The 4,914-nt window shown below is 43.3% G+C and carries 5 protein-coding genes; 2 read left to right on the forward strand and 3 right to left on the reverse strand.

Features of this window, described 5'->3' with window-relative positions; all coding sequences use genetic code 11:
- Positions 1-294: DUF1499 domain-containing protein (locus B3Q63_RS00980; RefSeq protein WP_296172760.1), on the forward strand; the 294-nt coding region annotated here is incomplete at its 5' end.
- Positions 295-533: 239 nt separating this feature from the next.
- Entirely contained in the window at positions 534-2,006 is a 1,473-nt protein-coding gene (locus tag B3Q63_RS00985; protein WP_296172762.1) for a lytic murein transglycosylase, read from the forward strand.
- 161 nt (positions 2,007-2,167) lie between these two features.
- On the opposite strand, the gene B3Q63_RS00990 is transcribed toward B3Q63_RS00985, so the two are convergent.
- The 3 genes from B3Q63_RS00990 to murI form a co-directional block, all read right to left on the reverse strand.
- Entirely contained in the window at positions 2,168-2,467 is a 300-nt protein-coding gene (locus tag B3Q63_RS00990; RefSeq protein ID WP_201620091.1) for a hypothetical protein, read from the reverse strand.
- A 256-nt stretch (positions 2,468-2,723) separates the two neighbouring features.
- The gene (locus B3Q63_RS00995) at positions 2,724-3,755 is read right to left on the reverse strand and encodes a DUF4062 domain-containing protein (RefSeq protein WP_296172765.1); all 1,032 of its coding nucleotides are present in this window, start codon (positions 3,753-3,755) and stop codon (positions 2,724-2,726) included.
- A 244-nt stretch (positions 3,756-3,999) separates the two neighbouring features.
- Positions 4,000-4,887 carry a glutamate racemase gene (gene murI, locus B3Q63_RS01000; RefSeq protein WP_296172784.1) on the reverse strand — a complete coding sequence of 296 codons (888 nt, stop codon included), beginning with the start codon at positions 4,885-4,887 and terminating at the stop codon, positions 4,000-4,002.
- Between the last annotated feature and the right edge of the window lie 27 nt (positions 4,888-4,914).

The following is a 4,914-nucleotide window of genomic DNA, read 5'->3' on the forward strand; positions in this document are numbered from 1 at the left end:
ACATTAAATTATCCCCAATCAAAACCTGAGCTAGTCGAGGCAACCAAACAAGTCATCGATCATTTAGGTTGGCAGCTGGTAAATATTGATGCTAACCAAGGAATTATCGAAGCGACAGATAGGACGATGTGGTTTGGTTTTAAAGATGATGTCATCGTACGTATCACTGATAACGGTAGCGAGCGCCTGGTCGATATCCGCAGTAAATCACGGGTTGGGGGTAGCGATTTGGGTAAAAATGCCGAGCGTATTCATGGCTTTATTGAGGAGTTGGATAGCATTTTTACAAAGTAGATTTACTAAATGGCTGTCAAAACCGCTTACCCGCATTAAAATCAGAGACTTCTCTAAAGTCGTGCAATGCCATATTTGCCCCAATCCCTCTTCTAACCTCACGCTCACGTCAATTTATAGTAACTGAGTGCTTCGACACCTTTTCTTTACTATTGAGATTGGTTACTCTAAGTCAATACTAGCTTTATTAGCCTTGCTCCATTTCTCAATGATAATTTTGACGTTTATAGGATATTCTCATGCGTTTGACTCCATTCTCCACTTTATCGCTGCTTAGCATCGCGGTTGGCCTTAGTCTTGCCAGCACGGCCCAAGCCGCCAGACCACCAGCGCCAGACTTATCTAATAGCGAGTTTCAACAGTGCTTAGATGGTCTAAAGAACTCTAGCAAATTCCGCGGCGTCGATAGCTTTACCTTTAATAACTATCGCCCAAGCCAACCTGACCCTAGCGTTATTCAGTCGTTAAACTATCAACCCGAATTTCAAAAGGACGTCTGGGATTATCTGTCGTCACTTGTCGATACGGAACGAGTAGAAGATGGTATCCGCGCCAAGCGTCAATGGGCAGACACACTACGCCGCATCGAATCGCGCTATGGTGTCAAAGCCGAGCACGTATTAGGGGTTTGGGGCGTAGAGTCTAACTTTGGTCAGACATTGGGGAAAAAGCCTTTGTTTGAATCTTTAGCGACGCTGTCTTGTTTTGATCGTCGCCAAAGCTATTTCCAAGGCGAATACGCCAATGCGCTAAAAATTGTGCAAAACGGCGATATCGCACCCAGCGATATGACCGGTTCTTGGGCTGGTGCATTTGGGCAAACACAATTTATGCCAAGTACCTTTTTAGAATTGGCCGTCGATTTCGATGGTGATGGTCGTCGCGACTTGGTTAATAGTGTCCCTGACGCGCTTGCCTCTACTGCCAATTTCCTCGATAAACGTGGCTACCGTTCAGGTGAGCCATGGGGTTATGAAGTCAAACTGCCGAGCGGATTTTGGGGTGCATCGAACCGTAAAGACAAAAAATCTATCAGTCATTGGCGCAATCAAGGACTGACATTGGCGAACGGTAGTCCACTGCCGTCTGATTTGAATAGTGCCGGTCTATTATTACCTGCAGGTCCTGACGGTCCCGCTTTCTTAGTTGGTAAAAACTTCGATACCTTCTATTCGTATAATGCCTCAGAAAGCTATGCACTGGCGATTGCGCATTTATCGGATTTAATTACACGCGAAGATAGCAGTAAAACCGACTTTATTACCGCTTGGCCAACTGACGACCCTGGTATTGGTCGCCAAGAATCCAGAGCAATTCAGCAAGCATTATTAAATGCCGGCTACGATATTGGAGAAGTCGACGGTATTATCGGTGATAATACGCGCACTGCGATTCAACAATATCAATCAAGCCATGGTATCTTCCCAGCCGATGGACGCGCAGGACAGAAGTTTTATCGTGCAATCATTGGTAATACCGCTGCTACTGGCAGCTCTCAGTATGGCAACCAATATGGACAGCCAACAAACAGTCGTCCTTTAAATCCTGCGCCTGCCGACCGTATGGGACAATTGATTCAGCAGCAAACTAGCCCTAAATCCACTTCTAATACTTACTCCGTACAACCATCACCATCAAGCAATACGCGCTATCGCCGTGTGACCAGTCCTGATGGCACAGTGAAACTCGTACGTGTGGATGAAGGTTCGTAGTTAGATATTAAAATGAACGGTTAAAGCTATGATATTTAATTACTAGCGTTAGCCCTCTAACAAAAAAGCCACGCAAATTAGCGTGGCTTTTTTTTATAAAATACCTTTAAGGCTTTAAGAATAAATGGTCGTTATTAAATAATCTCTATAAAAAACTGCTACTAAACAATCGGTGGCGGGGTTGGTTTACCGTTGTCGCCATCCCAGTTTTCACGTGCTTTCTCATCTAGATCAGCAGGCGTTTTTGGCTCCCATTTACCATTTTCTTTCCACGTAGCATCACCCCAATCGGCATCTTCTTCTTTTCTATCCAAATCTTTATAGGCTTGGGTTGGATCAATACCGCGACGCTTCATATCGGCTACTTGCTCTTCCAAGGTATGAAACTGGTTTGCCTCGTGCATTTTCTCTTCCAAGCTGGTTAATTCAGTGTTTAATGTATCTTTTTTAGAGTTGCTCATTATTTATTCTCCCTAGTTGTTCAATATTGTTATGTGCTTATCAGCTTCATTATTACGGGTATTGCCTAGCTTCACAACCATTGAGACGTATGCTTTGTATTACAAAACGTAGCCATGGGCGTCGTAAAATTTATTTAGAGCGCAAAATGTAACAGCTAAATCGTTAGAGGCAGCCATCAATCAGGCTTTTATAGATAAACCTAGCTGATTATAAATTGAATAAGATATTTATTAATAATAAGAGTGATACGTGGCGTTAATTCAGAGGCAGTGACGGCTGACTGTCTACTTTTGGCTTTTTATCGGCCAATAGACTTTTTGCATGGTAGGTGAGTTTCCATAGCTCTTGGGTGACCCGCGTGCCATAAGTGGTTAATTGTATCCAGTTCGCCGCTACTAACTGACGCTGCAATTGATTTAAATCATCCTGAGAAATCTGACAGCGCGCCACAGCATGAACGTTTGGCATGTCTTTTTTAATATCTGCCTCAGCTCTCGTAGCGATTAAGCGATTGATAGCGCTCTGCAAACCATAGCTTGAAAAGGTCGCAGGTATTTTCATCAAGGTGACTAGCACCTCTTGCCATGACAAAATCATGGGTCTGGTCACATCGGTTAAATTACCACCCTCATAAGCTTGCGCTTTATATTGAACCTCAAAAGTTTCTGTCAGTATGATGGGTTTACTGACACTATCAGCGGCAAGATGATTAATAATAACTGGATGTTCTTGAGCTTGCTTAGGTAGTCTATTGGTCGAAAAGCTAGCAGACATCTCTTCAGTAAGTGCCGATTTATTCGCTTTCATCAGCTCGTCACTGACTCTTACCCAGCCATCTTCTACCCCATGATTGGCGACCATTTTATAGTAGGCTTGAATAAGCAACTGCTCGATATCGTTTTCGTTCTCATAATAATAAATCTTATCGGCTTTTTTGGTCACCATATTGGTGAATTCTTGCAGCTGCCGACTGATATTGACCTCATTATGGTGGCTCTTAACCAATATTAGCAAGGGTTTGAGCTTGGCTTTGGCATTGAGGTAGCTCAAATGCATTTGACTAACACCGGTATTTTGCGCCGTACCATAGCTATCACCGATAATCATCAGCGCATAATCACAGGCATCGATACACTGGCGCCCATATAACGACGCTTTCGGTAATTTGCTAGAAACGTCATAAGTTAAAAATGCGCGGGCTTGAAAAAACATCGCCACACTGTCTAAAACCAACAGCTGGTCGTTGTCAGCGCATATGACGTGAATATGATAGCGACGGTTTGGCACAATCACCTCTAAGCTTAGGTAGTGATATAAATAATAATCATATCAATTGCTAAATAAATTGCTAACGAAATCAGGAGCATCTCAAATATTCTGTTTAGCAAATACTAGCCTAGCACAATATTACTGAGATGCGTTTAGTTTATTACTAATTCCATTAATATATTGCGGGATTATAACAGCTAGCTGATTATTGAGCAGATAAAAAACGCTTCTTAGGATAAAACAAAGCCGCTTAAGGCGAAAGTTAATAGTGTATATCAGTCTGCGGACCTAACAAATGCTGTATCACCACACCTAACTGCTCATCATATTTGGTCGCATAAAAGGTCAATGGCGGCGATAGATTCACCCTTGTTGCCTTATCTTTTAACGCTTCATCAGCTGCAACCTCGGCGGGCAACGCCAACAACTGGTTTGTTAACAACAGTTGCTTGACGCGCTCAGCGATTGCTTGCCCTGAGTCGACAATTTGTATCGCTAATTGCTGCTCTGCAATCTCTTGGCGTAAAAACGCTTTAAAAAAGGGATAATGGGTACAGCCTAATACCAAATGGTCGATACCATCTTGGGTGAATAGGCGTAATTGCTGGCGTAAATCCTGCGCGGTTTTACTGTCTTTTGGCATACCCGACTCAACCCAAGGGACCAATTTTGGGTCAAAATACTTGGTTACTTTGGTGGCATGGGGGCTGGCAACGTTAGTGATGACATCGTTAAGTAACGTCCCATTTAAAGTCGCTTTCGTTGCTAATACCGCGACATGACCGGTTTTACTGGCTAAGACCGCAGGTTTTAAAGCAGGTACCAAACCGACAATAGGCAACTGCGGATAACAGCGTCTGGCGGTCTCTAATGCATAAGCTGAGGCGCTATTACAGGCGATAACGATAAGCTTGCAGCCTTGTTGGTATAGCCATTCTACCGCTGTCAGCGTCAAAGCCTTAATATCTTCACTATCGCGATTGCCATACGGCACATGCAAGGTATCGGCATAATAAACATAACGTTCATGCGGTAATTGCTGAGCCAAGTGTAGATAAACCGACAACCCTCCAACGCCCGAATCAAACAAGCCTATTGGCGCGCTGCGATCATTTTTAACCGCATTATTTACCACGCTATTATTCGACATAACCTTTTTAATATTCGTATTATGATT

The organism is Psychrobacter sp. UBA2769 (assembly GCF_002352555.1).
GTDB lineage: Bacteria > Pseudomonadota > Gammaproteobacteria > Pseudomonadales > Moraxellaceae > Psychrobacter > Psychrobacter maritimus.